Annotated in this window: 26 protein-coding genes; 2 read left to right on the top strand and 24 right to left on the bottom strand. The window is 44.6% G+C overall.

Features of this window, described 5'->3' with window-relative positions; translation table 11 throughout:
* Positions 1-26: 26 nt before the first annotated feature.
* The 9 genes from ABIC22_RS20990 to metH form a co-directional block, all read right to left on the bottom strand.
* On the bottom strand, positions 27-1,076 hold the full coding sequence (locus ABIC22_RS20990) for a 23S rRNA (cytidine(2498)-2'-O)-methyltransferase RlmM (RefSeq protein WP_354483506.1): 1,050 nt from the start codon (positions 1,074-1,076) through the stop codon (positions 27-29).
* A 6-nt stretch (positions 1,077-1,082) separates the two neighbouring features.
* Positions 1,083-1,856 carry an ABC transporter ATP-binding protein gene (locus ABIC22_RS20985; RefSeq protein ID WP_354486039.1) on the bottom strand — a complete coding sequence of 258 codons (774 nt, stop codon included), beginning with the start codon at positions 1,854-1,856 and terminating at the stop codon, positions 1,083-1,085.
* 2 nt (positions 1,857-1,858) lie between these two features.
* A complete protein-coding gene (locus ABIC22_RS20980; RefSeq protein ID WP_354483504.1) occupies positions 1,859-2,176 on the bottom strand; it encodes a thioredoxin family protein in 318 nt (105 codons plus the stop codon).
* A complete protein-coding gene (locus tag ABIC22_RS20975; protein ID WP_354483502.1) occupies positions 2,176-2,514 on the bottom strand; it encodes a cyclic-phosphate processing receiver domain-containing protein in 339 nt (112 codons plus the stop codon). Before ABIC22_RS20975 ends, ABIC22_RS20980 begins: the two co-directional genes overlap by 1 nt.
* 20 nt (positions 2,515-2,534) lie before the next feature.
* Positions 2,535-3,383 (bottom strand): deoxyribonuclease IV, encoded by an 849-nt coding sequence (locus ABIC22_RS20970; protein ID WP_354486038.1) that lies wholly within the window; start codon positions 3,381-3,383, stop codon positions 2,535-2,537.
* The gene (locus ABIC22_RS20965) at positions 3,373-4,194 is read right to left on the bottom strand and encodes an Fpg/Nei family DNA glycosylase (protein ID WP_354483500.1); all 822 of its coding nucleotides are present in this window, start codon (positions 4,192-4,194) and stop codon (positions 3,373-3,375) included. The genes ABIC22_RS20970 and ABIC22_RS20965 overlap by 11 nt, the downstream gene beginning before the upstream one ends.
* Positions 4,195-4,200: 6 nt before the next feature.
* Positions 4,201-5,010, bottom strand: a complete 810-nt coding sequence (locus ABIC22_RS20960; RefSeq protein ID WP_354483499.1) for a TIGR01457 family HAD-type hydrolase — start codon at positions 5,008-5,010, stop codon at positions 4,201-4,203.
* Between the two features lie 349 nt (positions 5,011-5,359).
* Complete coding sequence (gene rnz / locus ABIC22_RS20955; protein WP_127536702.1) at positions 5,360-6,304, bottom strand: ribonuclease Z; 945 nt, start codon at positions 6,302-6,304, stop codon at positions 5,360-5,362.
* 74 nt (positions 6,305-6,378) lie between these two features.
* Complete coding sequence (gene metH / locus ABIC22_RS20950) at positions 6,379-9,819, bottom strand: methionine synthase (protein ID WP_354483497.1); 3,441 nt, start codon at positions 9,817-9,819, stop codon at positions 6,379-6,381.
* A 179-nt stretch (positions 9,820-9,998) separates the two neighbouring features.
* On the opposite strand from metH, the gene ABIC22_RS20945 reads away from it, so the two are divergent.
* Positions 9,999-10,544 carry a cupin domain-containing protein gene (locus ABIC22_RS20945; protein ID WP_095286447.1) on the top strand — a complete coding sequence of 182 codons (546 nt, stop codon included), beginning with the start codon at positions 9,999-10,001 and terminating at the stop codon, positions 10,542-10,544.
* Between the two features lie 92 nt (positions 10,545-10,636).
* Here ABIC22_RS20945 and ABIC22_RS20940 read toward each other — a convergent pair whose 3' ends face one another.
* The 8 genes from ABIC22_RS20940 to ABIC22_RS20905 all read right to left on the bottom strand — a co-directional run bounded on the left by ABIC22_RS20940 (position 10,637) and on the right by ABIC22_RS20905 (position 17,644).
* Positions 10,637-11,311, bottom strand: a complete 675-nt coding sequence (locus tag ABIC22_RS20940; protein WP_095286446.1) for a GntR family transcriptional regulator — start codon at positions 11,309-11,311, stop codon at positions 10,637-10,639.
* A gap of 106 nt (positions 11,312-11,417) precedes the next feature.
* On the bottom strand, positions 11,418-13,049 hold the full coding sequence (locus ABIC22_RS20935; RefSeq protein ID WP_354483494.1) for an ABC transporter substrate-binding protein: 1,632 nt from the start codon (positions 13,047-13,049) through the stop codon (positions 11,418-11,420).
* 70 nt (positions 13,050-13,119) lie between these two features.
* Entirely contained in the window at positions 13,120-13,989 is an 870-nt protein-coding gene (locus ABIC22_RS20930) for a carbohydrate ABC transporter permease (protein WP_095357368.1), read from the bottom strand.
* 12 nt (positions 13,990-14,001) lie between these two features.
* Entirely contained in the window at positions 14,002-14,931 is a 930-nt protein-coding gene (locus ABIC22_RS20925; RefSeq protein ID WP_371859930.1) for an ABC transporter permease, read from the bottom strand.
* Between the two features lie 571 nt (positions 14,932-15,502).
* Positions 15,503-16,294, bottom strand: a complete 792-nt coding sequence (locus ABIC22_RS20920) for an HAD family hydrolase (RefSeq protein WP_354483492.1) — start codon at positions 16,292-16,294, stop codon at positions 15,503-15,505.
* Between the two features lie 27 nt (positions 16,295-16,321).
* Entirely contained in the window at positions 16,322-16,834 is a 513-nt protein-coding gene (locus tag ABIC22_RS20915) for a hypothetical protein (RefSeq protein WP_095286441.1), read from the bottom strand.
* Positions 16,835-16,960: 126 nt separating this feature from the next.
* Positions 16,961-17,170 (bottom strand): DUF896 domain-containing protein, encoded by a 210-nt coding sequence (locus ABIC22_RS20910; protein WP_193722806.1) that lies wholly within the window; start codon positions 17,168-17,170, stop codon positions 16,961-16,963.
* Between the two features lie 96 nt (positions 17,171-17,266).
* A complete protein-coding gene (locus ABIC22_RS20905) occupies positions 17,267-17,644 on the bottom strand; it encodes a LysM peptidoglycan-binding domain-containing protein (protein ID WP_354483489.1) in 378 nt (125 codons plus the stop codon).
* Positions 17,645-17,939: 295 nt separating this feature from the next.
* Between ABIC22_RS20905 and lexA the strand changes: the two genes are divergently transcribed.
* Complete coding sequence (lexA, locus tag ABIC22_RS20900) at positions 17,940-18,566, top strand: transcriptional repressor LexA (protein WP_056689962.1); 627 nt, start codon at positions 17,940-17,942, stop codon at positions 18,564-18,566.
* A 112-nt stretch (positions 18,567-18,678) separates the two neighbouring features.
* On the opposite strand, the gene ABIC22_RS20895 is transcribed toward lexA, so the two are convergent.
* The 7 genes from ABIC22_RS20895 to ABIC22_RS20865 all read right to left on the bottom strand — a co-directional run bounded on the left by ABIC22_RS20895 (position 18,679) and on the right by ABIC22_RS20865 (position 26,557).
* Positions 18,679-19,974: an aldehyde dehydrogenase gene (locus ABIC22_RS20895; protein WP_354483487.1), complete on the bottom strand. Its 1,296-nt coding sequence runs from the start codon at positions 19,972-19,974 to the stop codon at positions 18,679-18,681.
* A gap of 245 nt (positions 19,975-20,219) precedes the next feature.
* Complete coding sequence (gene glnA / locus ABIC22_RS20890; RefSeq protein ID WP_153979050.1) at positions 20,220-21,548, bottom strand: type I glutamate--ammonia ligase; 1,329 nt, start codon at positions 21,546-21,548, stop codon at positions 20,220-20,222.
* A 128-nt stretch (positions 21,549-21,676) separates the two neighbouring features.
* Positions 21,677-22,090 (bottom strand): MerR family transcriptional regulator, encoded by a 414-nt coding sequence (locus ABIC22_RS20885; protein ID WP_095286436.1) that lies wholly within the window; start codon positions 22,088-22,090, stop codon positions 21,677-21,679.
* Between the two features lie 82 nt (positions 22,091-22,172).
* Entirely contained in the window at positions 22,173-23,426 is a 1,254-nt protein-coding gene (locus tag ABIC22_RS20880; RefSeq protein WP_127536694.1) for a methionine gamma-lyase family protein, read from the bottom strand.
* 84 nt (positions 23,427-23,510) lie between these two features.
* Positions 23,511-24,794: a GTPase HflX gene (hflX, locus tag ABIC22_RS20875; protein WP_354483485.1), complete on the bottom strand. Its 1,284-nt coding sequence runs from the start codon at positions 24,792-24,794 to the stop codon at positions 23,511-23,513.
* A 118-nt stretch (positions 24,795-24,912) separates the two neighbouring features.
* Entirely contained in the window at positions 24,913-25,884 is a 972-nt protein-coding gene (locus ABIC22_RS20870; protein WP_154893792.1) for an AAA family ATPase, read from the bottom strand.
* A gap of 109 nt (positions 25,885-25,993) precedes the next feature.
* Entirely contained in the window at positions 25,994-26,557 is a 564-nt protein-coding gene (locus ABIC22_RS20865) for a ribonuclease FAU-1 family protein (RefSeq protein WP_095357360.1), read from the bottom strand.
* Positions 26,558-26,744 lie beyond the last annotated feature (187 nt).

Raw genomic sequence — 26,744 nt, 5'->3', positions numbered from 1 at the left:
GTAGTAAATTTAAAATCTTTACGTGCTTAATATTTAATCATATAAAGTGTTATTTCCTCGCGATTGTGAAACAATTGTTTGGATCGTTGAATCTGCATCCGTGAACGCTCAAACGTATCAATGACTTCCTTGATCAGCGCGAGTGGTTTCTTATGAAGCAATTTTACCGTAACAACCGCTGTTCCACCGGATTGAAGACTATATAACAAGTCCGAAACGAGTCGGCTCATCAATTTGGGACTCCAGCTCATGTCACAGACAAGCAGGTCAAATTCACCTTCACGGAACCGTACATCACCTGCATTCTTTTTCAAAAACGTAAGTTTGGGCGATTCCAGAAGTGTGGCATCCATTTTGGCCGGGTCCACTGCTGTGACTTCTAATCCTCGTTCTAGCAAAAAGGAAGTCCAACCACCAGGGGCAGCACCAATATCAAGCGCTTTGTGAAACGATGCAAAATCGATGCCAAATGTCTGCTCTGCCTCAAGCAGCTTGAATTTGGCTCGCGAGATCTGGCCTTTCTCTTTTTGAAAGCGTACAGCTCCCCCGCTCCAGTCGGAAAGGTTCTGTTCAGGTCGTGATATACCAGCGTACAATGCATCATCTGCCGCAAACACAGAAATAACAGAGTCTGCATCGCGAACAACCCAATCACAGCCTAGTGTATCCAGCTTTTCGGTCAACCATTGCTTCAATGAAGCAGCGTTCTCCAGCCAAAATGAACCTTCCGTTTTACGAACCTGTAATGCCACTTTGGTTCCGGTCAACTCCGTATGGTTTGTAATAAAGGCAATCAGTCTCTCCATCGCCTGATCAGAATCTTCCGTATTCTCCTGAAACTGAACAGGTTGAATGTGACGTAAAAACGTTGGATTTTCCTCAAGGAGTTTGATCGATACCTCTTCTTCTGTTACCGGTAAGCCGGCAAGAAGGACTTCACCCGGTACAAGTACCGTGCTCTTAACAGCACCGAATGTACGGCGCAGTTCTTCCTGAGCATAGGGCGCAAAGCCATGATTGGCTGTGCAGATAAAACGGGAGAAGTTCCCTTCTCCGCTAGACGACTGTGTACTCAACTTGTGTTACCCTCCAGAACGTACGCGAATCCATGGTCGATCGTGATCCCACTCAATGTCGACCGGAATGTCATACGTATGCATAATTGTATCCTGTGTCAAAACTTCATGTTTGTTTCCTGCCGCAGCAATACGACCTTCGCGAATTAATGCTACATGTGTAAATAAGGGCATGATCTCTTCAACATGATGTGTTACATATACTACTGTTATATTGCGCTGATGAAGTCGGTCGATTTCAGCCAACATTTTTTCCCGTTCGTACAGATCGAGTCCAGCGCACGGCTCGTCCATAATTAATAACTTAGGATCCGCCATCAATGAACGTGCCAGCATGACTTTTTTTCGCTCGCCCTGGGAAAGTGTACCCAGCGGGTGATTAGCCAGTTTAGCGAAGCCCATGTCATCCAGAAGATTCAAGGCTCTGGTCTTCACTTCATCGGGTATGGTCTGATAAAAACGCAAAAAGGCAAATGCACCTGTCGCAACGACCTCCCAGACCGGATCTCGCAATGTCAGTTTTTCAATCAGCGTTTGACTGATATAACCAATCTCTTTTCTGACTTCACGAACGTCACATTGCCCATATAAGTTCCCCAGCACCTCAATACGCCCTTGACTGGGGAACATATATCCATTCATCATTTCCAGCAGCGTTGTTTTGCCTGAACCGTTACGTCCCAGAATGACCCAATGCTCGCCCTGCTCAATATGCAGATGAACGTCATCCAGGATCTGATTATCCTCACGGCGGAGAGAAACATGCTCCATCGAAATAATCCTCATTTCAGGACCGCCTTTCGAATTTCATTTAGCAGGTGCTCCACCGAGGACATTCGGTAAATTATTTTAGGTACCTCCTGCTCTCCATCAAACAGCATCACTGCTGGTACGCTTGAAATTTTAAACTGCTGCACAAGTTCCGGAATATCATGAATGTTCATTTCAAATAATGTATTCTCAGGCAGCAAATGCTCCGCGATTTCCAGCATTCTTCTCGCTGCAGCACATGTACCGCATAAAGGGGTGTAGATAAATACAGCTTGAGGAATACCTTCCCACACACCGCGCATCAATAGCTTCGAATGAATGGGCTTCATCAGCTGAGCTCTCCCGCAGCAACCCGAAGCATAACCTCACCTGTCATCGGACCGTTGTGTACATTTACAGTGTCAGGTTTATTGGTATATAACAATTCGTACATCTGACGTTTGCCGTACATGCTGGAGGTGTGTAAATAAATTTCGCGCGGAAACAGCCCTTCCCGTACAATGGCAGCTGCAACTTCTCCACCATTTGGCGAATCCGGACCCAATTCATAATCCAGGGACAGGATATCCACGTCACCTTCCCTGAGCAGCATCAGACATTCTTCAGCATTGGTAGCCAAGACAAATCCCTTGGGACATGACCGGTAATCATCCAAGAAAACATGCATACGACCACTCCTCTCCCCGTTTACAACCAGGAACGCATGACCTCAATATCATCTTTGTGCGTCCCATCCTCACCTGTCTCGGTTTCCAACACAACGACAGCTCGTTGGAACTCAGGTGAACTCAACAATTCTTGCATCGCTTTGCTTCCTATAAATCCCTGACCAATTCGCGCATGTCGATCCTTGCACGAACCGGAAGCATATTTGGAGTCATTAAAATGCACAGCAGCAAGTGCATCCCAGTACCCAAGCTGTCTGCCTTTCTGAAGCATATCCTGTTCACTATTGCTGTGCCACATCCCTGAAGCAAAAGCATGACATGTGTCAAAACAAAAAGCAATATGCTCCGGATATTGGCTCAGCTTGCGAATCTGAATCATTTCTTCCATCGTCGTGCCCATTGGACCGTGGTCACCTGCCTGATTTTCGAGCAAGATCTTTGCCTGTCCATTCCAGTCTTCCAAAACCGTATCCAAACAATGGATGAGATTCTGATACCCTTCAAGCGGCTGATCACTCTTAAGATGTCCAAAATGAACTACCGTTCCTACTGAACCGCACGCATCCGCAATATGCAGATCATTCCTTATGGAAGCTACGGTAGCATGAAACCCCGCCTCTCCACGGGTCATGCCCAAAGCCGGATTCGTCGGATAGGGTGAGTGTGCAATGGACGCAATGTCATTCTCCTCACACCACTCCCGGCACAATTCAGCATTTTTAAGGTCAGGATCTTTCAAACCAAGGCTCCGGGGGTTCTTCGGAAAATATTGAAATGCCGTTGCCCCCATCTCGTATGCCCTCTTGGCTGCTTGTAAAAATCCACCTCTCGTGCTGACGTGTGCGCCGATTCCGTATTTAGGCCTCATGCTGACAATTCGGACAGAAGAAAGCCTTCTTCCCCGTAATTTCCACTCGTTCAATCGTGCCTCCACAACGTGGACAGCTTTCCCCTTCGCGATCATATACCCTGCATTGCTCATCAAAACTTCCTGTTTTCGTGTCCCCTTGCATCAGCGGCATTTCCATATAACCACCCTCCGAAGCTGCTTCACGGAGCACCGACTGCATAGAACGGAACAAACGCTCTGTGAGCTCTGGTGAACTGGCGATGTTCTGTGTTTTGGAACTAGGTCTCAAACCTGCAGCAAAAGCAATTTCATCCGAGTAACAATTGCCGATACCAGCAATAATGTGCTGATTAACCAGGGTCGTTTTGAGCGTTCCGCGGCGTCCTTTCAGCAATGAAGCAAAACGCTCAGGATTCATGCGTCGATCAAGTGGCTCAGGTCCAAGATCGGCCATGGCTTCTTCCGTTTCCTTGGATGTAAGCAGGTGCAAATAACCCAATCGGAGTCCAATAAAGAACAAGATATGATCACCAAATTGAATCTCAACTTGTGTCGACCGATCAGGACGATCTGCCTCAGTCCCCCAGTAAATCATGCCTCCCAGCATGAGATGGAGCACCAGTCGTTTACCGTTTGCCAAATGAAAAATAAGATGCTTCGCCCGGCGCTCGACAAAAATAATACGATTGCCTGTAAGTTCGCGCGTAAATTCCTCTGGCTCCTTATTGATGGATTTTTCCCGATTAACGACAACACCAGTAATAGGTAAATCAAGTATTTCTGCGGACAATAATGTCCGGTAGTTTTCCATTTCCGGCAGTTCCGGCATCTGTATCTATCCCTTCTTGGATGCTTGGCTCGCTTGTTGCAACAGCCACTCAATCAGTTTATGCAAATCATCAAACACATGATCAGGACGTATCTTGGTCGCGCTAATATGAGTGTCCATATTTTCTTTCGTTGTGACTCCGGTCAATACGAGCAATGTCTCGCATCCAGCTGCTGCTCCTGCTGCAATATCTGTACGCATATTGTCCCCGATCACTGCCACTTCATCAGCCCTTAAATTTAATCGATCAATCGCTGACTTCATAATAATGCTGGAAGGCTTGCCGATTACAGTTGGTGAAACACCTGTAGCCGCTTCGATCGCAGCACCAATGGTACCTGCTCCTGGAGTCAAGCCATCATCAGAGGGGAGCTGCAGATCTGGGTTGGTCAGGATTGATTTTGCTCCATCATTAATCCAGCGCAGTGCCTTGGTTAGTTTTTGGTAGGAAAATTCACGGTCAATGCCTTGAATGACGTATTCCGGCTTTTCTTCCGTCCTTTGCAATCCTGCTTCATCGATAGCCTGATGTAAACCAGCTTCTCCAATGCAGGCAACTCTTGCGCCAGGAGATTCTTCAGCTACATATTCAGCAGCAGAAACTGCAGAAGTACAAACTTGAGATGCTTCCGCTGGAATTCCCATTTCGTTCAAGTGATCTGCTACCCCTTGCGGTGTACGTGAAGAATTATTTGTTACAAATAAATAAGGTGCAGCCTGTTCATTCAGCGTCTGAATAAGCTTGTCTGCCCCTTCAATCCGATGTCTGCCATGATAGAGTGTTCCATCCAGATCGATCAGATAGGCCTTAATCATACAGAGCACTTCCTTTCTTTTAGACCATTAACCATTCATGTCCTTAATTACATTTTGATGTTTTATTGATCCATAGCTATGTATTTCAAAAAATAATACGGGCTTGCTCGTATGAGCACGCAACACGTCGAACCGAATCGAACCCAGACGTTTTCACTCGCGCGCCTTCTGTACAAGCTTGTCATTTCCTGCGCTTTCCCGGAAAATAATTTGGTTCATTTCCCTGCTCATATTGCCCATCCTACACGCTTTCCGATCAGATTGCAAAAGGGACCTCAGGGCCTCTCCCCTTCAGTCCCGCCAGAATTGCCGCCTTTAAACAAACTTTTTTGAAGCCCAACTGCCTTAATTATAACTGAGATCCATTCTGATGATGAATGACAGGAATTAACTGATGCTCATTCGCCAATCTGGAGTTAGGAAAAACGGCCTTTGCCTCGTCCAAAAGGGGCTGCAGCTGTTCATCATCCTTATAACGAGAGCTAAAATGAGTCATAATCAATTCTCCAACATCTGCTGCTCTGGCCGCCTCAGCCGCTTGCTTAGCAGTGCTGTGATAGTACTCATGAGCGGTATCTGCCAAATCGTCCATAAATGTTGCTTCATGTACAAGTACATCTGCATGCTTAGCGAGGGGCAATACATTTGCACACGGTCTTGTATCTCCTAAAATGGTTATCACTTTGCCGCGTTTGGGAGCTCCTAATACATCCTCCGGACGAACAGCTTTGCCGTCATCCAGGGTAATCGTCTCACCGCGTTTAAGACGACCAAAAAGAGGACCCGGCTTCAAACCATACTCTGCCAGCTTAGCTTGATCGAGACTGCCTGGACGATCCTTCTCCGTAATTCGGTAGCCGTAGCTGTCGATCCGATGTTCCAGTAATGCAGACTCTACAATGAAGCTCTCGTCTTCAAACAGCAAACCACCTGTATGCTCAACAATCTTCAACTCATAGTTAATCCGAGACTGACTTAACTCCATTACGGTTGTAATCATACGTTCTGTCCCAGGCGGTCCATAAACCGTAAGGGGTGTCGTCCCTCCCTGGTAAGCCCTGCTCGAAAGCAGGCCGGGAAGCCCGAATACATGGTCCCCATGAAGATGGGTAATGAAGATTTTCTCCAATTTACTCAGTTTTAGCGGTGAACTCAAAATTTGGTGCTGGGTTCCTTCCCCGCAGTCAAACAACCACAAAGCTCTTCGCTCATCCAACATGCGGAGCCCAATGGAAGTTACATTCCGCTGCAGTGTAGGTACACCAGCGTTAGTTCCCAGGAAATATAGTTCCATCCGGATTGCACCTCTTTCTGTTGCCAGCAAAAAGCCTCCGACGATGCGGAGGGCTCTGCCTGACCTCTTATTGACTATGCTTTTTCAACATTAAAATATTTGGCTTGCGGATGACTGAACACCATCGCGGATACGGAAGCTTCCGGCTCCATCATGAAGCCTTCCGTCAGTTCCACACCAATGTCCTCAGGCTGCATCAGCTTGAAGAGTGGCCCCTGATCTTCCAAATCCGGACAAGCCGGATATCCAAATGACACCCGTATCCCTTGGTAACGTGCGCCATGACGCTGTTTCATGGTCATGTTCGCCGGATCCGGGAAGCCCCATATATCTCTCATCATATGATGCACTCGTTCAGCTAATCCCTCAGCCACTTCAAGCGCTACAGATTGCAGAGCATGTGATCGAAGGTAATCCCCTTGCTCCTTCCATGCCGTAGATAGTTCACGAACACCGTGACCGGCTGTTACAACCATGAATCCAACGTAATCCATTTCTCCAGATTCCACGGGCTTAAGGAAGTCAGACAGGCACAGGAACGGTTCAACCTTTTGCCGCGGGAATGTGAAGGTATGCAGAATATTGCTTGTATTCTCGGGATCGTAAATGATGATGCTGTTCCCGCTGGATTGTGCCGGGAAGAAGCGATACATCGCATGTGCCTGGATAATTCCATCCCGGACTGCTTCTTGCATTATTCCGTCTACAACCGCTTTGAGATCGGTAGCTTTTGGATCACCCGAAGCGAGCAGCTGCTCCACAGAACCGCGAAGGCCAAGATGATGACCAAGCAGCATCTGCATGTTTACATACGGCAAAATGTGCGACAATGGATAATTACGCAGCGTGTGCCGCTCAAGATCCGGAGGAACAAGAACAGGATTGTCGATTGCGATATCCGACCGCTCAACTCGCGTAAGCTCCGGCAGCGGTTTAACTGTTTCTGCACTGGACGCATCTGCTTCTTTTTCGGCCTCCATCTCCAGTTGCATGACTTCACGGGAAACCGGGTTCATCAGCTTGTTAGCCAAATCCAGACCGTCCATCGCGTCTTTTGCGTATACAACCATTCCGTCATATTCAGGACGAATCCGGTTCTTGGTGAATTTGCGCGTAAGTGCTGCTCCGCCCACCATGATAGGTACGTCGATACCCGCTGTACGCAAATCTTGCGCGGTGACAATCATCTGCTGTGCCGATTTGACAAGCAAACCGGATAAGCCGATTGCATCGACTTTTTCTTCTCTATATGCTTCTATGATTCGTTCTGGTGGTACTTTTATACCCAAATTAATGATTCGGTAACCGTTATTGGATAGGATGATCTCCACCAGGTTCTTCCCGATGTCGTGCACATCACCCTTAACCGTTGCCAGAATGATTTTGCCCTTCACAGATGTTTCATTTTTCTCCATGAATTGTTCTAGATAAGCAACTGAGGCCTTCATTACTTCCGCACTCTGTAGAACCTCAGCAACGATCAGCTCGTTGTTGTTAAACAGTCGGCCTACTTCTTCCATCCCCTGCATAAGTGGCCCATTGATGACTTCAAGCGCTGAGTATTTGGCAAGAGCCTGTTCCAAATCTGGCAACAATCCCTCTTTGCTGCCTTCGACAACATAAGAGGCGAGACGCTCTTCTAATGAAAGATTCGAAATCTTTTCTTTCTTCTCAACCTTTTTGTTTCGGAATGCCGCTACGAATGCAGCGAGTGTTTCGTCATTTGTATTATAGAGCAGCTCTTCCGACAATCTGCGTTCTTCTTCAGGGATGGAAGCATAACGTTCCAGCTTCTCCGTGTTTACAATCGCGTAATCGAGTCCTGCCTTCGTACATTCATACAAAAAGACAGAGTTTAGGACTTCCCGACCGGCCTCAGGCAATCCAAATGAGATGTTGCTGATACCAAGAATCGTATGACACTCAGGCATAGCTTCCTTGATAACCCGAATCCCCTCAATGGTCTCCTTGGCAGAACCAATATACTGCTCATCCCCGGTACCAACAGGGAACACCAACGTATCAAAAATCAGGTCCTCAGCCTTCAATCCATACTTGTTCACCAGCAGATCGTATGAACGCTTGGCAACCTCCAATTTATCTTCCCGACTAATGGCTTGTCCACGTTCATCGATGGTACCCACTACAACGGCTCCGCCATATTTGTGGATAAGAGGAGTTACAAGCTCGAATTTCTCTTCCCCATCCTCAAGGTTAATGGAGTTAATTATCGCTTTACCTTGAGAGTACTGAAGAGCAAGATCGATGACTTTTGCGTCGGTTGTATCAATCATGAGCGGAACTTTTACTTTTTTGACGACCAGTTCGAGAAATTTTTCCATATCCTCAGCTTCTTCGCGGTCCGGGTCCTGCACACAAACGTCGACAACATGTGCACCATTTTTCACCTGAGCGCGTGCAATTTCCGAAGCTTCCTCATATTTCCCTTCAACGATCAGGCGCTTGAATTTCCGAGAGCCAAGCACGTTGGTCCGTTCACCAACCATATATGGACGATTATCCTGCTCTATATATACGGGATCAATACCGGATAATGCTGGCGGATGTGTTCCGTTCATTTCTCTTGGGGGGTACTTGGCAAGCGTATCACGCATCGCCCGAATATGTGCTGGAGTTGTACCGCAGCAACCTCCGGCGATGTTTAACCATCCCTGTTCGGCAAATGCTCCAATCTTCTGAGCGAGTGAATCAGGTGATTCATGATAATTACCATTTTCATCAGGTAGACCTGCATTCGGATAACAGCTGACTGCTACTGAAGCCATTCCGGAAAGAGAACGGATGTGGTCACGCATAAATTCCGGGCCTGTAGCACAGTTTAGTCCCACTGAAATTGGGTTAAGGTGTTCTAGGGATATATAAAAGGATTCGATGTTTTGACCCGCAAGGGTTGTTCCCATCGGTTCAATTGTCCCTGAGATCATCAAAGGGAGCTTAATTCCGCTCTGCTCGAATGCTTGCTGGATACCTATGCTGCCTGCTTTGACATTAAGGGTATCCTGCGAAGTTTCAAGCAGTAGCGCATCAACGCCTCCCTCAATTAAAGCGAGCGCTTGCTCGGAATAACTGTCGATGAGCTCCTGAAACGTTACGCCGCCCGTAACCGAGAGCGTCTTCGTTGTTGGTCCCATCGCACCTACCACATACCGTGGGGACTCTGGAGTCGAGAACCGATCTGCCGCAGCTCTCGCAATTCGAGCAGCTTCGAGGTTAATCTCGCGGGCACGATCCTGGATATCATATTCGGCCAATACAACCGAAGTAGCTCCAAATGTATTGGTTTCGATTAAATCTGCACCAGCTTCCAGATATTCTTCATGAATGCGCTGGATGAGTTCTGGACGTGTAAGTACCAACATTTCATTACAGCCATCCAGATCCTCTCCGCCAAAATCTGCACCAGTGAGATCAACTTGTTGAATCATGGTCCCCATCGCACCGTCGAGGATTAATATTCGTTGTTTTAATGCATCATGTAGACTAAGCTTATCCAATAACTTCACCCCCGCAAAACGTTAAATCTTAGTTTAACAGAAACTTACTTATTGTGAAAGATCGGTTTTATTCAGCTGTATGGCGGGTTTCAGACGATCAAGGTCGAATTTACGAATCGACAAAAAGGTAGACATCCGATATAATATCTATTAAACCAAGTGGAAAAGAGGGAAAGAACATGGCTGAAATTGTGATCAGAAATACGAACGAACGTATCACTGGAGACGAAAATGTTCGAAATTTCTTGGACAAATATGAAGTACTCTATGAAAAATGGGACGCATCCAAATTAAGTGCTGAATTGCAAAATAACTTTGGATTGACTGATGATCAGAAAAACCAGGTTTTGGAAACCTTTGATTATGAAATCAAAGACCTCGCTGCACGTCGCGGATATCAAATCTGGGATGTCATCACCCTCTCCGAACAAACGCCAGATATCGAAGAAAAATTGGCCAAGTTCGAGGAAATCCACACACATGCCGAAGATGAAATCCGTGCCATTGTCGCGGGTAAAGGGATCTTTGTTATCAAAGGTACAGATGATGTAGGTTACTTTAATGTAGAATTGTCTCCTGGAGACGTCATTTCCGTACCCGAAAACACGCCGCATTTCTTCACTTTGATGGAGAACAAACAAATTATTGCTGTCCGTCTCTTTATCGAAAAAGACGGCTGGGTTGCTGACCCGTACCCGGATCCTACTTTTATTAAGCAGGCCTAATCTTATATTACGGATATTGTTCATTCAACAAACCCCTGTCCATTTGAACAGGGGTTTGTTGCGGTTTGGATCATTATACAACACTAGATGGATTATATAAAATAATGTGGATACTTTGCTTTGACCGTCTCCTGTTCAACAACGACAAGTCTAAGGTGAGCTTCCATCACCTTCATCGCTTGTTCTGTTTGGCGCTCCTTGATGAGCTGGTAGATTTCCTTGTGTTGGGAGATAATAATTTCGGAATTAATGTCTTCGGACAAGCGAAGGATACGCAGACGATTAAACGGAATGTTAAGCTGCTGAAGCATTTTCCACGTTCTCATTTTTCCAGTTCCCTGAAACAGGATCTGATGAAACTCCTCATCCAGTTCAAACAGTCGATAGAAGTTATTCTTATCCATGCACACTTCCTGCATAGCGATATTGGTTTCCAATCTGAATTTGAATTCTTCTGCAAATGAGGCACACGCCAGCGCTACAATTTCCTTTTCTATTTTTTCTCGCATAAATCTGCCTTCTTCCACATGCTCCAGATTAATATGTGAGACGATTGTTCCACTCTGTGGGATAATATCCAACAGTTCCTCTTCAGCAAGCTTCATGAAAGCTTCACGAACAGGAGTTCTGCTGACCTCAAGTTCATCCGCTATTTCTTTCTCTGAAATCTTCGTACCAGGTTTAAGCTCAAGGTGCAAAATTCTTTCCTTTATCAGCTCATATGAATAAGCCCGGGTAGAACCTCTAATCTTTTGATTAAGTGACATTCCTTAACCTCTTCCTCTCAGCCGTATTCATTCATCTTAGCATAAATTGCCGTTTCACTAAAATGAGCTCAGCGAAACGGCAATCGATTAAACTTTGTCTATCATACTACTGCTGTTTGTTCTCTTTATACTTTTTGTACGTATCGTTGGAAATCTGCAAGTACTGAGACAACCCTTGTCCTTCCAGCTCCTGTACAAATGCATCGAACTCGTCAAGACTGCGTTCGCCCAGAATAAATTTAAGGGTATTTTGGTCCGAGTAGTCCTTAAGTGGAGTACTAAGCAATGTCACCTGTTCACGGTCAAGATCTGAGTACGGGATTGGAGGTTCAGCAGGAATAACTTCCTTGGTATCCTTCATGTCCTGCTGGAATTTCAATTCTTCTTCACTAAACATGGAGTGCAGCAGATCCGTTGTTCCACCATAAGCAAACACGCCACCAGAGAAACCGTAATCAATACGCAGATCTTTTGTGCCTTTAGGATTCAATCCATTATAGTTCACATCATCCGCAAGCTTGCGAACCCCATCCTGTTTCGTGAAGGTCTCTCCTTCAACTCCCCATTTGGCAAACTCCTGTCCTTCATCACTGTAGTATAACCAGTCAATAAATTGCATTGTTGCTTTGAAATTTTCACTATCTTTGATTTTACCGGAAATCATGACACCGTTTTCAAGTCTTGATCCAGACATTAATTGTCCTTTCGGACCACCCGGAACCGTAATTTTAGCAATGGAGAATTTTCCTTCACCCAACGTTTTATTCATATCATTGCGATGCAGCACTAACGTTTGAGAGTTACCGTTAATGATAAACGACTTGCCAGAGACAAATTTTTGTGTCGCTTGATCATCATCTTGAGTGAAACTTTCCTTGTCCAGCAATCCTTCGGACACCATTTTGTTGAAGTAGGTCAGCATTTCTTTGTACTCAGGAGTAGTGGATGTATATACGAATTCATCCTTGTCTTCCTTATACGTAAGACCATTGCCGAAACCCCACCCGCCCTTGGTTCCAAAACCAGTAGCCGCAATATTCAACGTACTGTTAAATTCAAATCGGTCAGAGAACGGAATCGAATCTGGGTAGATCTCTTTCAACTTCTTGGCAGCATCATATAGTTCATCCCAAGTTGTTGGGATAGGAATGTTGTTTTCCTCGAAGACATCCGTTCTAACAATCAGTGTATAGTCTGGCCATACTTCTTCATGCAAACCAGGGAGTACATAATACTTCCCGTCTTCCTGACGGAGACCCTCCAGTTCATCCTCAAGTCCCCATTTCTCTATCTTGTCCTTGAAATTAGGCATTAAGTCAACATAGTCACTTACGGGTAATATGGCTCCAGAAGATACGAAGGCAGATTCTTCACCCGGATAGGTTTTAGGGATTACGAGAGGTGCATCTCCCGAACTGATCAAAAGAGATCTTTTTTGCGGATAGTCAGACATCGGTACAATGGTAGGATCCAAGGTCACACCCGTCAGCTCGGTGATTTTTTGGAAAAGCAACCAATCTTTCTTGTATGGATATGCTGGCTGATCACTATAAAGTATGGATAAGTTGAATGGCTCCGAGGCTTTAAACGTTTCACCCACTCCGTAGGACTCCATAGCCCCTTTGGATTCAGGTTCGGCCTTCTCGGTTCCCGCTCCGCTGCTGCATGCTGCCAAAACGACACTCATCATTGTTGCCAAAACCATCTTGCCTACAAGCTTGCGTGGTCTCTTTTTCATTCCATTGTCCCCCTGCATGTGGTTTAGATTGGCCTTGCGTCTAAGAGATGTTCACTATATGCACTTGGAATTACTGCTTAACAGATCCCAACATGATACCGGTTACAAAGTATCTTTGCACAAACGGATAAATCGTAAGAATTGGCAAAATCGTAAGTACCATCGTTACCGACTTGATATTGGCTGAGATTTGAGTCAAATTATCAGCCGACGCTCCAGCAGAAGCTCCTCCTGTTGCACCTGCAATCATATTGCGCAAATAAATGGTCACAGGGAACAGTTCCTTTTTGTCGAGATACAGGAATGCCGGAAACCATGAGTTCCAGTGTCCAACTGCGTAGAACAGAACCATTGTAGCCATTACAGCCTTACTTAACGGCAATATGATACGAAGTAAAATACCATATGTGTTCAAACCGTCGATGGCTGCTGCTTCCTCCAGCTCCTCGGGCATGTTTTCGAAAAATGACTTCATAATTAACATGTTATAAATGCTGATGGCTCCAGGTACAACTAACGCCCACATCGTATTGTTCATGCCAAGGGAATTAATCAGGACATAGTTTGGAATCAATCCGCCACTGAAAAACATGGTGAACACGGCAAACATTGTCCAGAACTTGCGTCCCATTAATCTCCTTTTCGAAATCGCATACGCGAATATGGTTGTCATAAACATGGATATCAACGTACCTACCACAGTGTAGATAACTGTATTTTTATAATTGGTCCAGAACATGCTGTCACGCGAGATGGTCTTGTAGGTTTCCACATTAAAACCGCGCGGGATGATGCTGACTTTCCCTGAATTGATATAGGATTCGCTACTGAAAGATTGTGCTACAACATTCAGGAATGGATAGAGTGTGATGAACACCACGAGCAGCAAAAAGATGGTGTTAAATACTTTGAAGACTTTGTATGATTTTGATTCCTGCATGTTATCCCTCCTTTACCACAAGCTTCGTTGTGTTAGTCTGCGTGAGATTGCATTTACCGAGAATACCAAGATCAGTCCGATGAGTGATTCGAATAATCCAATCGCAGTAGCGTAACTGAAGTTGCTGGATTGCAAACCTACACGATACAGATAAGTGGAAATCACGTCTGATGTATCATAGATAAGCGGATTGTAAAGGAGGAGAATTTTCTCAAATCCGACAGCAAGAAAATTACCCATATTCAGAATTAACAATGTAACGATGGTTGGCAAAATGCCTGGTATGGTTACATGGATCGTCTGTTTCCAGCGATTCGCACCGTCAATCCGTGCAGCTTCATACAAAGAATCATCGATTGTTGTTAAGGCGGCAAGATACAAAATGGCTCCCCAGCCCATGCCTTGCCAAATTTCAGAGGTTATATAGATCGTTCTGAACCATTCGGCGCGCTGCATAAAAGGAATATTGTCTCCAGTAAAGAATGCAACCAAGCCATTAATTGATCCATTCACTGCCGTTAGTTGCAAAATCATACCGGCTACGATAACGATCGATAAGAAATGCGGCAGATAGGATGCAGTCTGAACGAACTTTTTGAAGCGTTTACTTTTTACTTCATTCAAAAGCAGCGCAAAGATAATGGGAACCGGGAAAGTGAAGAGTAATGCAAGCCCACCTAAAATGAGTGTGTTCCCAAATACTTTCCAGAATGTGGGGTCCTGAACGAACATCTGAAAATACCTTAACCCAACCCAGGTTTCACCAAAAATGCTGCCTCCCGGTACAAATCTTCTAAAGGCAATCACATTACCAATCATGGGCCCGTATTTAAAAATTATCAGATAGATCACTGGAAGTATTAATAGTGAATACAGCTGCCAATCTTTGCGGAGTAAGGCTCCAGCCGTTCTTAACCTGCTTTCTTTGCGTAATGAGGTCATCGTAAGCGTGGTTTTAGCAGTTTCTGACTTCATATCTGATTCACTCCGATCAAATAAACTTGATAAAATCAAAAGTACTTCATGACAGCTCCCATCGAAGACCTTGCAGAAATTTCACCCCCACTGCATAATAGATATTTGGTAATGTAAGCGATATCAATTTAAAGTAGTTTAATGGATATACTTAGGTTCAGATTGTTATTTTATTGCTCAATCTCATGAGTACCTGTTGTATTCCAAAAATTAATATTTCCCAAAACTATGTAAAGCGCTTACAATATACATGAAAATAATAAAGCAATAACTTCTGATTCCATGACCTGGATATGCCAAAAGAGTACTGCTTTTAAATGATTCCCATACTAGTCATACTAGTATGTTAGTTACATTCTAAAACAGCAGTCCCAACATTACAATACCTTTTTTTATTATTTTTGATATTTCTTCACTACACAGTTGTTTTAAAGTTTCAACCAGATCAAAAAAAACATTGATAACCCATGAATGATTTTGCATCATTCAACGAGGTTATCAATGTTTTAAAATGCACTATTGTTCAATTCTGAAATAATCAGAAATTAGCAATAATACGATCTAATTCTGATAAGTGCTTAATCTCATGATCAGGTACATACGACTCCGAGTTCACTTTGTTCTCACGATTAATCCAGACAGACTGGATTCCTGCTGATAAAGCTCCGCGGATATCCGTCGTGAGTTTATCTCCAACCATCAAGCCTTCTTCTGGTTTTACTCCAAGTTTGCTGAGCGCATGTTCAAAGATGGACGGATCCGGTTTTCCCTTTCCAAAAGTACCCGAGATGATGATCTCATCGAAGAAAGGAGCCAGTTCAGGCACACCATCCAACTTCTCTTGCTGCAGAGCAGGACAACCATTCGTCAAGAGCAACAGTTTGAATTTTCCCTGCAAGTGACGCAAAGTGTCCATTGTTTCTTCATATACATGAGGTCTGGATCTTCGCTCTGCTCCAAATTGCGAAGCAAGACGTTCGGCCAAATCTTCACGATCCACTCCCAGCTTCAATAAGCCACGACGCCAGGACTCCTTACGATATACAGGGGCAAGCTGCTCCAATTGACGGAATTCCGGCTGGTCACCGCCTGTAAAATTAGCCCATAGTCCTTCAAACGGATTGATACCAATCATTTTGGTGAATGCATAGGTTTCATAGGATTCATATAGACTACGAGCTTCATTACGAACAGCTTCTTCCAATGCCTCAGCATCAACGCCGGTTTCTTGTGAAGCAAGCAGGCAAGTTTCGTGGAATGCTTCCCGCACACTGCGTTCATCCCACAATAAAGTATCATCCAGGTCGAACAAAATCGCTTTTAATGCCATTCCGATCATCTTCCCCTTTGTGAATAATTACTTTTTCTCGTCTGTTTCTACAGTAATCTGATGAGCTTTGGCAAATTTCAGAAGTCGTTCAGAAATGGCATCTGTGTCATAGCGGTTCAACAGTTTAGTGAAGACCCATCTTTTGCCTCGGCTGTTATGTTCAATAACTACCGTTCCCTGTTCGAATCTAAACTTAACGATGTCATCTACTCCAATGGAGCGTTCCCGATTCCCTTTGGTTGTTATAATCCGGTTGCTCCCGATTTTGATGTAAGGACGACGAAGCATAAAAATTACAGCCAAAAATACATACAACAGCATCGTAACCCAGTCCCATGTTGTCATCGGAGCTTTAACAAGAAATGTGCTCATAAACAGATACAAAAACGCAAGTCCAATGAGGAAAATAGGAAACAGAAGACTGCGTCCTTTGAAAATGTCCTCACCGGGCGTACCCGAAATCGGTTGACCATTTTTTTTGCGCTGCTGATTCAACTGCTTTGAATTTTTCCGAACCGTTCTCTCGAACGAACGAGCCATGAGAATCCCCCTTATGTCATCTTTGTATCGGCTTACAAAATTCGCAAACCGACATTCCCCCTATAAATTTGCATTCTCAAAATAAAAGGAAGAAACCTAAATATCACTACGATATCTTTAGGTTCCTTAGTGTTTGAGTTTGCCTTGGTGGCCTTGATCGTTCTCATCATCTACAATTTCAATGGACTCCAGTTGCTGTCTGAAGTTACTGCGGATGTTGTTTAAGTAAATTTCTCTAAGTTTAGCACGTTCGGCAAGTTCTTCCTCTGAAAGTCCAGTGGACTTTTGTTTACGAGCCAATTCATTGATGCGTGCTACCAGGCTATCTATATCCAAGCTTGTCCCCTCCAAAAATACAAAGTCATACTAACTTTGACATGATCGAGGCTGCTTGTCAAGGTTGCTACTTACTCGCTCAACTGAATCATGATTTTAAGGGGTAAACTGAGGCAAAGTTAGGACTTGTCCTACTTGAATTGAAGTGGTTTGAAGCTGGTTTACTTTCTTTATTGCTTCTATATATACACGTGTATCCATATTTTCAGGTTTATGTTCCAAAGACAAGCTCCACAATGTCTCACCCTGGGATACTGCTATTTTGCTGCCGGGAAGAACATTGTTCTCGTCTCCTGCAAACACAGTCAATACAGTGCTGCAGCCAATAAATATGATTAACGATGCCATAATCAATTTCAACATCCATGTTGGCATCTTGGCTTCTGCAAACCATTGTTTAACGTTACCTATGTTAGACTTGACCGCTTCCGAATTCACCGGTTCGTAAATACTTTGATAAGTTGAATATCTCATATTAATCGTCCTCCAAACGTTTGTTCCTATCTGTTAAAATCAATATAACACGAACACTTGTTTTGTACAACAGATTTTTAGAACAATTGTTCGCTTTATTTCAAACTCCAAATTTCCAGTAAATCTCTAGGTGAATCCGACTCGTTTTTTTACTATTGTTAGATTTGAATGACTATAAGAATAAAAGACTCAGAAACATTGATTTTATCGGATTTTATTTAGAACTTATGTTTGTACGAACGGAGGTTCTATGTTATAATTTTCCCAAACGTTACTAAAATGGGGTTGATACGGTATGTCGAAGATATCCAGCAGGCAGCAAGCTATTCTGGAGTTTATACGTAATGAAGTCCGGTTGAAGGGATATCCTCCTTCCGTACGTGAAATTGGTGAAGCGGTTGGACTGGCTTCCAGTTCTACGGTTCATGGACATCTGGACCGCTTGGAGAAGAAAGGTCTCATTAGACGTGACCCTACTAAACCAAGAGCCATTGAGTTGTTAAGCCAGGAGGAATCAGAACACTCCCATCAGTTTGCACACAGTGTCGCTCGCATTCCTGTCGTAGGTAAAGTCACTGCAGGGGTTCCGATTACCGCAACAGAGAACATTGAGGATTATTTCCCGCTACCGACACATTATGTTGGAGAACAGAAAGTATTTATGCTGTCTGTTGTTGGTGACAGTATGATCGAAGCAGGAATCGTCAACGGAGACTACGTTATCGTACGCCAGCAGCAAACGGCAGATAACGGAGATATTGTCGTTGCGATGACAGAAGATGACGAAGCTACAGTTAAAACATTTTACAAAGAGAAAGACCACATTCGTCTTCAGCCTGAGAATGCAACATTTGAACCACTTCGTTTAAAACATGTTAGCATTTTGGGTAAAGTGATTGGCCTTTTCCGTGATATTCACTAGTCTTTCTTTCAACAGCAAGTCAGCTGAACTGTAATGACAAAAAGAGGTTGCCCTGTTCAACAGGACAACCTCTTTTTCATATGCTATATTTCGACTTCGTTAGTTCCATATGTTATCGTTTGAGAATGCTTTTGTGATGAGAGAATACTTCAAAGCTTTGCTGACCATGATATGACCCCATACCACTCTCTCCTACACCGCCAAACGGTAAATAATGTGAAGTCATATGAGACAACGTATCATTAATGCATCCTCCACCGAAGGACACTTGATCCAAGACCTGGTTCTGCAGCTCCTCTTGCTGCGTGAACAGGTATAGCGCCAGCGGTTTGGGACGGCGCACAATCTCAGTGAGCAGAGGATTAAGATCATCGTAAGTCATTACCGGTAAAATGGGACCGAATATCTCCTCTTGCATAACAGGTGAATCCCAGTCCACATTTCCTACCAAGGTAGGTTCAATCAGCAGCTGATCCCGATCAGAGCGACCACCAATCAGAGCATGACCCTCTTCTAAGAATACAGACAGTCGATCAAAGTTACGTGTGTTGACGATATGCGGAAAATCAGGATTTCCCATGACATCCTTACCGAATTTATCTTGAATCTCCTCACCAATCTCTTCAAGGAGTTTATCGTGTACGTCCTGATGTACAAGCAAGTAATCCGGAGCAACACAGGTCTGACCCGCATTCAAGAACTTGCCACGGACGATCCGCTGAGCTGCCAACTTCAAATCTGCGTCTTTATGAACAATTACAGGGCTTTTACCACCTAATTCAAGCGTTACCGGCGTAAGGTGCTCTGCTGCTGCCTTCATAACGATGCGACCCACACCCGTGCTTCCTGTGAAGAAAATATAATCAAACTTCTCTTTCAACAAGGCTGTGCTCATTTCGACTTCACCTTCCATGACAGCAACATATTCCTCAGGAAAAATATCCGTGATCAGGTCATACGTCAGACGTGACACTGCCGGCGTTAATTCAGAAGGCTTAATAACAGCACAGTTACCCGCTGCAATTGCACCAATCAATGGACCGAATGCCAGTTGGAACGGATAGTTCCATGGCGCAATAATGAGAGCAACTCCATAAGGTTCTGGATAGATCGTGCTTGTACCATCAGGTATAACAGAACTTGTAGGCACTGCTCTAGGAGCCGCCCATTCCTTAAGATGTTCTAGGGCAAAATCCAGTTCACCCAAAACGATGCGAATCTCAGAGTTATAGGCCTCTGTTTCCGATTTATTTAGATCAGCATGAAGTGCGTCCAATATCCGTTGCTGATATTTCTCTATCCCTTGTCTTAATTGCTGTAGAGCATCAATCCGATACTCAATATTTTTAGTTTGTCCTGTATAAAAGAATGCCCGCTGTCTTGCAACGAGTTGTTTCGCTTGTTCCATATTAACATCTCCAATTAATGTTTTAAAATTAAATTGCTAAAAATATATTTGAATTATATCTTGTTTATATGAAATTATCAACATATTAAAATAGCTGTTCTAAGTAAAATATGTATCTTCTCTCTTACTATTATATAAATACTATTAAATGCTGGTATTTTTTTAGAAAACTACTCACCTCTGTCCCATTATGTAATTCATCAAAAAAAGCCCTTGGCACTTTTTTGCGCCAAGGGCTTTCCGAATTAGTACAACGTGATATATTGATCGCGTTCCCATTGGTGGACTTGTGTACGGTACATATCCCACTCAATTTCTTTCAGCTCGTAGAAGTGAGCCAAGGCGTGATCGCCAAGCGCATCACAGATGACTTCGCTGCGGATCAATTCGTTCAATGCTTCTTTCAGGTCAGCCGGCAAGCTTGGAATGCCTTCTTCCACACGCTCTTCTTCTGACATAATGTAGATGTTACGGTCAATCGGAGCTGGTAAGGAAAGCTCACGTTTGATTCCGTCCAGACCTGCTTTCAATAAAACAGCCAAAGCCAAGTAAGGGTTAGCAGCCGGATCCGGGTTACGAACCTCAACACGTGTACTCAAACCACGGGAAGCTGGAATACGGATCATTGGGCTACGGTTACTGGCGGACCATGCTACATAACAAGGGGCTTCATAACCTGGTACAAGACGTTTGTATGAGTTCACAGTTGGGTTAGTAATTGCTGCAAACGCACGCGCATGCTTCAGCGTTCCAGCCATGAAGTGACGTGCAGTTTTGCTGAGACCCAGCTCGTCCGACTCGTCTACGAATGCGTTCGCACTGCCTTGGAACAACGATTGGTTACAGTGCATACCGGAACCGTTCATACCAAACAATGGTTTCGGCATAAAGGTCGCATGTAGACCATGCTGACGTGCAATCGTTTTAACAACGAGTTTAAACGTTTGGATCTGGTCTGCTGCTTTTAGAGCATCAGCATATTTAAAGTCGATCTCATGCTGACCTGGAGCTACCTCATGGTGGGAAGCTTCGATCTCAAAGCCCATTTCTTCAAGTGTGATAACGATGTCACGACGACAGTTTTCACCAAGATCCGTAGGCGCAAGGTCGAAATATCCACCTTGGTCATTCAGTTCGTTAGTCGGGTTTCCTTTTTCGTCTGTTTTGAACAAGAAGAACTCTGGTTCAGGACCGACATTGAAGGAAGTGAATCCCATTTCTTCGGCTTCCTTCAGGTTACGTTTCAAGATGCCGCGTGGATCTCCAGGGAATGGGTTGCCATCCGGCAAATAAACATCACAGATTAGGCGAGCAACACGGTTCTCAGCTACCCAAGGGAAAATCAGCCAAGAATCGAGATCCGGATAGAGGTACATGTCGGATTCTTCAATACGCACATAACCTTCAATGGAAGAACCATCAAACATCATTTTGTTATCCAAAGCCTTATTCAATTGGCTTACAGGAATTTCAACGTTTTTGATAGCTCCCAGCAAGTCGGTAAATTGCAATCGAACGAACCGTACGTTTTCTTCTTTAGAGATGCGGAGAATGTCTTCTTTTGTATAACTCACGATACCTCTCCCTTTCTTTTCTGCTTATTTGGCTTGCATGTTATATTTGTACATTAGAAAGTTCCACGGGTCAAGGAGTCTGCCATCACAACTGCATGATTTCCCCTCACTCGCCAAGTTATGCGAACTTACTTTTTATTGAAAAATCGGGAAAGCTCTCCCTGAATGAGAGATACTTGTCCAGGTCTCTTACCCGAAACCAGCTGTTGCTTCAATAATCGGTGCAGCTGTGTATCCGACAGTTCTCTGCGCTTCACTTCTGTATCTGCAGTGATAACTGTCGCTTCTTCGGATTCCTTGGATACCGGATTCATAACCTGCTTGATGCCGGCAATGTTAACGCCTTTTTCGATCAAAGCCTTGATCTCCAGCAATCGTTCTACGTCATTAAAGGAAAACAAACGTTGGTTACCTGACGTTCTTGCCGGTACAATCAAGCTGTGCTGTTCATAATATCGAATCTGACGAGCGGACAGATCCGTAAGTTTCATAACAATACCTATCGGGAATAAGGCCATATTTCTGCGAATTTCGTCACCCATGTTCATCAACCTTCCAGTCATCTATTCTTCACCCTATTGTACATTTAGTTATTACTAAGTGTCAATGACGTGTTAGATAAACTCACAATAATTTACGATCTTTCATTGTCTGGAGCGCCATCAAAACGCCATATTTAACATGAGAGTAGGTTAATCCACCCTGCATGTAGCCGATATATGGCTCTCGAATAGGTGCATCCGCTGACAACTCCAGGCTTCCGCCCTGTATAAACGTACCTGCCGCCATAATGACGGGATGTTCGTAACCAGGCATGTCCCATGGCTCAGGAACGACATGACTATCCACTGCAGCAGCCCGCTGAATTCCCTGTACAAAAGCGATCAGATGCTCCGCGGAGGAGAACTGCACAGCTTGGATCAAATCCGTGCGTGTCTCATTCCAAGCAGGTTTGGTTACAAATCCCGAAGCAGCAAACATTGCAGCGGCAAAGGTACTGCCCTTAATGGCTTGTCCCACAATTGTCGGCGCCATGTAAAGTCCCTGGTAGATCCCACGGGTAGTTCCCAACATGGCACCAACCTCACCACCTATGCCAGGTGCAGTCAAACGATACGCTGCCAGTTGAACATACTTTTCCTTCCCGCATATGTAACCCCCGGTTTCAGCAAGGCCTCCGCCAGGGTTTTTGATTAGTGAACCTGCCATCAGATCTACCCCGACCTCTGTCGGTTCGCGTTTCTCAGTAAATTCGCCATAACAGTTATCCACGAACACGATAACATCTTCTTTGATGGCCTTTACCCGTCTTACCATATCAGCTATCTCATCAATACAGAAGGAAGAACGCCAGTCATACCCACGTGAACGTTGGATACCAATGACTTTGGTTGAAGCAGTAATATTCCCTTTAACTGCGTCCCAATCGACACTTCCATCTGCCAGCAAAGCGGTTTCACGGTATCCAATACCAAAGTCCCGAAGAGATCCGGTTCCATCTTCCGGACTTCCAATGACTTTGTGCAATGTATCATAAGGTTTACCTGTGATGTATAACAACTCGTCACCTGGGCGCAGTACGCCAAAGAGAGCGGTGGCTATCGTATGTGTACCTGAGGCAAAATGGGGACGAACCAACGCAGCTTCTGCGCCAAATACATCCGCATATACTTCATCCAGCACTTCCCTGCCACGATCGTTATATGCATATCCCGTTGAACCGGCAAAATGAAAATCACTGACTTGTTTGCGTTGAAACGCATCAATGACCTTCCACTGGTTGTAATCCGTAATACCGTCAATCATTCTCATCTGTTGTTCAATCTGGGCCTCAACTTGTTGTTGCAGCTCCACAATCTTTGTATCCAAGCTTGCCATCTTACTTCATTCCCCTTCATTGCACTAATCTAACGCATAATATCGATTATCGTGACAACTTACCATACCAATATGTCATGTATATTACAATTCAATGAAATCTTCAAGTAAATAACCGAATTTTTCATATTCCCCTTTTTGCAGCTCAACTTGATAGATCACATCGTTTTCTTCAAAAGTGGTTTCAACAACATCTCCAACCTTATAAAGCACGGATGTAAGATCGCCCCGCTCTGCAGGAATACGGAACCGCTTCGTATCCCCCGTCAACTCTTCCTGAATTCGCTCCCGAATCTTCAGCAGGTCAGCTTCTTCCAGTGCACTTACCTTCATATGGTCTTTGTCCAAAGGAAGCATTTCCAGCTGCTCCGGTGTACATGCATCTTTTTTGTTATAGAGCACCAATTGAGGCTTGTCGCCAGATCCGAGCTGCTGGAGAATGTCGTGCACAGTTCTCATCTGATCTTCCCTCATTGCAGAGGATGCATCTACAACATGCAAAATCAGATCGGCTTCGTTCACTTCCTCCAATGTTGCACGGAAAGCGGCAATCAGATCATGTGGAAGGTTTTGAATAAATCCTACTGTATCCGTAAGTACAATTTCTTTACCGCTCGGAAGCTCCATCGTACGTGAAGTTGGATCCAACGTTGCAAACAGCTGATCCTGAATATATACGTCAGCGGCAGTTAATTGTTTAAGCAATGTGGATTTGCCTGCATTCGTATACCCCACAAGTGCTACCTGTACAATGCCTGTCTTTTTACGACGCTCGCGATGAAGTTTGCGGTGGCGTGTAACCTCTTCCAGGTGCCGTTTCAGATCATCAATGCGCCCCCGGATATGACGGCGATCCGTCTCCAGCTTGCTTTCCCCCGGTCCACGTGTCCCGATTCCCCCTCCAAGCCGTGAAAGGTTTTTGCCATGACCCGATAATCGTGGAAGCAGATAGCTAAGTTGGGCCAATTCGACTTGAATGATACCTTCTCTTGTATTTGCACGTTGAGCGAAAATATCCAGAATCAACTGGGTACGGTCGATAATTTTGAGATCCAGTGCCTCTTCCAGGTTACGAACCTGAGCTCCAGACAGCTCTTGATCAAATATCGCTGTGGTCGCGCCTAATTCCTCTGCAATCGCACGTAGCTCCTCCACTTTACCTTTTCCGATAAACCACTTCGTATCCCGGGTTTCCCGGTTCTGGGACAATACACTCAGCACCTCAACACCTGCGGTCTCTGCAAGCTTCACCAATTCCTCCAAAGAGTACTCCGGATTAATGCCTGAACGCTTTACTTCATCTGTAATCAAACTAACTAAAACGGCTTGGTCTTTCTTGACTTGATCTGTATCATGGGTAACAGTCATATTCAATGTTTCCTCCTTCTCAAACTCAGCTTCATCTATTACGGTTATTGTTCCCTCATAGCGTACTTTAAGCCGAACCGGTTAACCCGGCCGGCTGCTCCAAAAAAACCATTATCGCTTACTTTCGCTCAAACTTCAAATCCTCTGTTCGAATCGTCATCAGTTCCAATTTTCCCGGACTGCCCTGGGTATACTGTTCCAGCAATCGTACCGCCTGATGACGTATGGACCGCTCAATTGCATTTCGAACGTACCTAGCATTGCTGAAGGCATGCAGAGATTCATTTTTCTCCTGCAGCAAATGCTGCTTCAACTTCAGGATGGTCTGTGGCATTAAAATATAGTCTCGCTCTTTCGCCATAATCTCTGAAATCTGTATCAACTGATCTATACTGTAATCCGGAAATTCAACCTGGATAGGAAATCGGGATGGTAATCCCGGATTGGTCTGCAGAAAGAAATCAATTTCTTCAGAATACCCTGCCAGAATCAAAATGAATTGATTTTTATGATCTTCCATGGATTTAACAAGTGTATCAATAGCTTCCTTGCCAAAATCCTTCTCGCCACCACGAGCCAAGCTGTATGCCTCGTCGATAAACAAGATGCCTCCAAGTGCCTTCTTCACCAGATCACGCGTTTTCTGGGCCGTATGTCCAATGTACTCTCCGACCAGATCGGCCCGCTCCACCTCAATAAGGTGCCCTTTGCTGAGCACGCCCATCTTTTGGAACAGCTTTGCCACAATCCGCGCAACCGTGGTTTTTCCGGTCCCTGGATTTCCTTTGAAAATCATATGATACACATGTGCTCCACTGATCAGGCCTGCCTCAGAACGCATCTGGGCAATTTGCAAAAACGCATAGATTTCAAATACGAGATCCTTGATATTTTCCAGCCCAACCAACTGCTCGAGCTCACCTTGAATCTCTTGAAAATGGCTGTGCTTGGCTAATCCCTTTACTGCCTGAAGTGGTGTCTCCTCTTCCTTCGCCAACATCTGAGGCTCTTGGTTACGCAATACAACATTAATTTGTCTGGATGGTCTGCCTCCCGGTTGCCCTCCTGCAGCCATGACCCGTCCGTTCATTCGCCATCACCTCTATTTTATCGGGCTGATCTCTCCTGATTATTAATGTATTCTATCAGATGCTCCAATATTAGAAGGATGGCGAAGTAATTCTCTGCTTGGTCAAAACTCAGATTTGAACGTTTTTGCGAAACTCCCCGTTCTCAAACAAGGTCTTCCGATGTTTCAATGATAGTTGAAAATAAGGAAACACATGAGCATCAATAGCATGCAGCAATTCCTTGGCCGTTCGGTTAGCCAGATCATAATCGCCGGTTGTAATATGCTTACGCGAGAGGGCGTCTTCAAGCTCATCTTCATCCAGCAAAAATACCTCTCCATCTTTCAGGACGACGACATCGAGATAGAGATCATCAAACCAGGGAACCCCCTGATCCGTGATGCCCTGGCTTCGACAGGTATCAATGTACCATTCAACGATCCGTTCCTGATCATCAAACATGGCTGTCACCACGAAATGCTCTCCCTTCGGGTAATACTGTAGCCATGAATACCCTTTATCTGCGATGCAAAACGTACTCCCCCCATAGGTTTTCCACAAGGGTTCTTTCAAATCCTGTATGGTATACAACGTAATGTAACCTGTAAAAACTTTGGATTGTACGAACCGGCATGTAAATTGTCGGTTCGTAATCCGGCGCCAGTTCGCGCGGTCCCCGAATTTCCGTTTCATACGAACCCCTCTTTGCCGACTACAGGCCCTTGACCTGTTCTCATATTGGTGAACACTGAATAACGTCCGCACAGCCGATTCCATGACTTACGAATCAGTTTTGCACAACGTATTACGATAGCTACAGCTTACCATATTTAAGTTATACACTCAAAATTAAGCTTCGCCTCACCAATTAATCGATGTG

It is taken from the genome of Paenibacillus sp. PvP094, assembly GCF_040546835.1.
GTDB classification, from domain to species: Bacteria; Bacillota; Bacilli; order Paenibacillales; family Paenibacillaceae; genus Paenibacillus; species Paenibacillus illinoisensis.
The sequence above is the reverse complement of the archived record's forward strand: the minus strand, read 5'-3'. Positions and strand labels throughout refer to the sequence as shown.

Excerpts from the sequence above, each read along its gene's own strand:
- ABIC22_RS20980 (WP_354483504.1), bottom strand. The coding sequence starts at position 2,176 with ATGAAGCCCATTCATTCGAAGCTATTGATGCGCGGTGTGTGGGAAGGT.
- ABIC22_RS20975 (WP_354483502.1), bottom strand. The coding sequence starts at position 2,514 with ATGCATGTTTTCTTGGATGATTACCGGTCATGTCCCAAGGGATTTGTC.
- ABIC22_RS20970 (WP_354486038.1), bottom strand. The coding sequence starts at position 3,383 with ATGAGGCCTAAATACGGAATCGGCGCACACGTCAGCACGAGAGGTGGA.
- ABIC22_RS20965 (WP_354483500.1), bottom strand. The coding sequence starts at position 4,194 with ATGCCGGAACTGCCGGAAATGGAAAACTACCGGACATTATTGTCCGCA.
- ABIC22_RS20960 (WP_354483499.1), bottom strand. The coding sequence starts at position 5,010 with ATGATTAAGGCCTATCTGATCGATCTGGATGGAACACTCTATCATGGC.
- rnz (WP_127536702.1), bottom strand. The coding sequence starts at position 6,304 with ATGGAACTATATTTCCTGGGAACTAACGCTGGTGTACCTACACTGCAG.
- ABIC22_RS20945 (WP_095286447.1), top strand. The coding sequence starts at position 9,999 with ATGGCTGAAATTGTGATCAGAAATACGAACGAACGTATCACTGGAGAC.
- ABIC22_RS20940 (WP_095286446.1), bottom strand. The coding sequence starts at position 11,311 with ATGTCACTTAATCAAAAGATTAGAGGTTCTACCCGGGCTTATTCATAT.
- ABIC22_RS20935 (WP_354483494.1), bottom strand. The coding sequence starts at position 13,049 with ATGAAAAAGAGACCACGCAAGCTTGTAGGCAAGATGGTTTTGGCAACA.
- ABIC22_RS20930 (WP_095357368.1), bottom strand. The coding sequence starts at position 13,989 with ATGCAGGAATCAAAATCATACAAAGTCTTCAAAGTATTTAACACCATC.
- ABIC22_RS20925 (WP_371859930.1), bottom strand. The coding sequence starts at position 14,931 with ATGACCTCATTACGCAAAGAAAGCAGGTTAAGAACGGCTGGAGCCTTA.
- ABIC22_RS20920 (WP_354483492.1), bottom strand. The coding sequence starts at position 16,294 with ATGGCATTAAAAGCGATTTTGTTCGACCTGGATGATACTTTATTGTGG.
- ABIC22_RS20915 (WP_095286441.1), bottom strand. The coding sequence starts at position 16,834 with ATGGCTCGTTCGTTCGAGAGAACGGTTCGGAAAAATTCAAAGCAGTTG.
- ABIC22_RS20905 (WP_354483489.1), bottom strand. The coding sequence starts at position 17,644 with ATGAGATATTCAACTTATCAAAGTATTTACGAACCGGTGAATTCGGAA.
- lexA (WP_056689962.1), top strand. The coding sequence starts at position 17,940 with ATGTCGAAGATATCCAGCAGGCAGCAAGCTATTCTGGAGTTTATACGT.
- ABIC22_RS20895 (WP_354483487.1), bottom strand. The coding sequence starts at position 19,974 with ATGGAACAAGCGAAACAACTCGTTGCAAGACAGCGGGCATTCTTTTAT.
- ABIC22_RS20885 (WP_095286436.1), bottom strand. The coding sequence starts at position 22,090 with ATGGGTGACGAAATTCGCAGAAATATGGCCTTATTCCCGATAGGTATT.
- ABIC22_RS20880 (WP_127536694.1), bottom strand. The coding sequence starts at position 23,426 with ATGGCAAGCTTGGATACAAAGATTGTGGAGCTGCAACAACAAGTTGAG.
- hflX (WP_354483485.1), bottom strand. The coding sequence starts at position 24,794 with ATGACTGTTACCCATGATACAGATCAAGTCAAGAAAGACCAAGCCGTT.
- ABIC22_RS20870 (WP_154893792.1), bottom strand. The coding sequence starts at position 25,884 with ATGAACGGACGGGTCATGGCTGCAGGAGGGCAACCGGGAGGCAGACCA.
- ABIC22_RS20865 (WP_095357360.1), bottom strand. The coding sequence starts at position 26,557 with ATGAAACGGAAATTCGGGGACCGCGCGAACTGGCGCCGGATTACGAAC.